General features: G+C 64.7%; 3 protein-coding genes. 1 reads left to right on the forward strand and 2 read right to left on the reverse strand.

Annotated elements, in window-relative coordinates:
• Positions 1–629 (reverse strand): PE family protein (locus AWC08_RS23955; protein ID WP_142283776.1); only part of this gene is annotated, 629 nt, incomplete at its 3' end.
• Positions 630–780: 151 nt separating this feature from the next.
• Between AWC08_RS23955 and AWC08_RS23960 the strand changes: the two genes are divergently transcribed.
• Positions 781–1,227: a helix-turn-helix domain-containing protein gene (locus AWC08_RS23960; protein ID WP_042910060.1), complete on the forward strand. Its 447-nt coding sequence runs from the start codon at positions 781–783 to the stop codon at positions 1,225–1,227.
• Between the two features lie 13 nt (positions 1,228–1,240).
• Here the strand turns inward: AWC08_RS23960 and AWC08_RS23965 are convergent.
• Positions 1,241–1,836, reverse strand: a 596-nt coding sequence (locus AWC08_RS23965) for a transglycosylase SLT domain-containing protein (protein WP_419196919.1), incomplete at its 5' end; no start/stop codon positions are given.

The raw sequence follows: 1,836 nt of genomic DNA on the forward strand, positions 1-1,836 counted from the left end.
CCCCCGGCCCCACCGATGCCGCCAGCAGCGCCGCCGAGGCCGCCCGCACCCCCGGCCCCGCCGTTGCCGTACAACCAACCGCCGGCTCCTCCGGCTCCGCCGGCTCGGCCGGGGGCGCCGGTGCCTCCGGCCCCGCCATTGCCGATCAACCCGGCTGCGCCGCCCGCGCCGCCCAAACCGTTGTAGCCATTGCCGCCGTTGCCGTAGAGCAATCCACCGGCCTGACCATTGGGATTGGCTGCGCTGCCGGCAACACCGTCACCGATCAGCGGGCGCCCCAGCAGCGTGTTCGTCGGCGCATTGATTACCCCCAGCAGTTCTTGCTCCACCGCCTGTAGCGGATTGCCGTTGGCGGCTTCGGCGGTTGCGTAGGATCCTGCGCTGGCGTTGAGTAGCTGGATGAACTGGTTGTGAAACTGCGAGACCTGGGCGCTGGCCGTCTGGTATGCCTGCCCGTGTGTGCTCATCAGTGTGGCGATAGCCGTCGAGACCTCATCAGCGCCGGCTGCCAGTACCGTGGCTGTCGATGCTTTCACCGCGGTGTTGGCCTGTTCAAGCGCGGATCCGATCGTCGTGATCTGCGATGCCGCCGCCGTGACCGACTCCGGGGTGGCGAAGAGAAAAGACATGGGAATCCTCGTGTAGTCGGACGGGGGTTTGGAAAACGGGCGGCACTGCCCGGCGCTAGTCTACGTTAAGACGCTGCGAAAAGTCGCCCGCCTTGAACACTGCATGAGAGTTAATGTGAACCTGTCTAGCTATGACGCCCCCAACGCGCCGATGACCAGGCGAGTACTGCGCGGATTTGATGCTGCGAAGTTCGCTGCACTCCGCCAGGAACGCGGCTTGAGCGTCTCCGATCTAGCACGACTAGGCGACATCGGGACCTCCACCATCCATGCATGGGAAGCCGGCACCCGCACCCCACAGGTAGACCTCCTTGCACGCGTCATGGACGTTCTCAGCGCTGCAATCGACCAGGTCGTCTGCATCGACCCCGAAGAGCGCTACCCCGGAGACTGGCGCGTCATGAAAGGAATGACACAACCCGAACTCGCGGCAGCCGCCAAAATCGCCACCACCACCCTGCGGGCGATTGAGCGCGCCGACCAGTCGCTGAGCGACCACAACGCCAGAACCCTTGCTGCGGTACTGGGTATCAGTGTTGATACTTACCGCGCGGCTTACCGCCGCGCCCGAAACCGTCCACCCGGAACGCAGGTATAAAGTCCACCATCGCTCAATACCCATGGTGGACGCCCGGGTTGGATTGGCCGACCAACGCCCGCTGATTGTGCCCGTCCGCGGCCACCCCATAGCGGGCCATTTGATAGTTGATCGACGCGCACGCATTAGCCACCGGATCCCAAATATGATTCGACGTCCCCGGCTGGTGATAGTGCGCGAACGTCCCCGGCACCAGCTGCCACACTCCGCGGCTGGAATTCTGTGGCCCGCCATCGGTTTGGCGCGCACCATGCGCATTCGTATCAATCAAATTGATTGCGTCAGTACGAAACCCGGACTCATGTTCGGCGATCGTCGTCATACCCGCCATCCAATGCGCCCGGGCCCGCGGATCCGAAATGCCCATCCGATCCAACGCCTCTTCCAGATAGCGATGCACAGCCTCCCGGCCGCCCGCCCAGACCCCTTTACCCTCAAAAGAGACCTCAGACAACGGAATTGAGCCCTGAGACACCCCAGCTGCACCGGCAGCCAAGCGGCCCGACGCCCCGGCACCAGCACGCCCCGACCCCGCCATCCCGCCGAAGCCGCGGCCCATCAACGAGGTCGGCAACCCGGCCAGGCCACTCAAACCACTCAACCCGCCCC

Source organism: Mycobacterium gordonae (genome assembly GCF_002101675.1).
Taxonomy (GTDB): domain Bacteria; phylum Actinomycetota; class Actinomycetes; order Mycobacteriales; family Mycobacteriaceae; genus Mycobacterium; species Mycobacterium gordonae.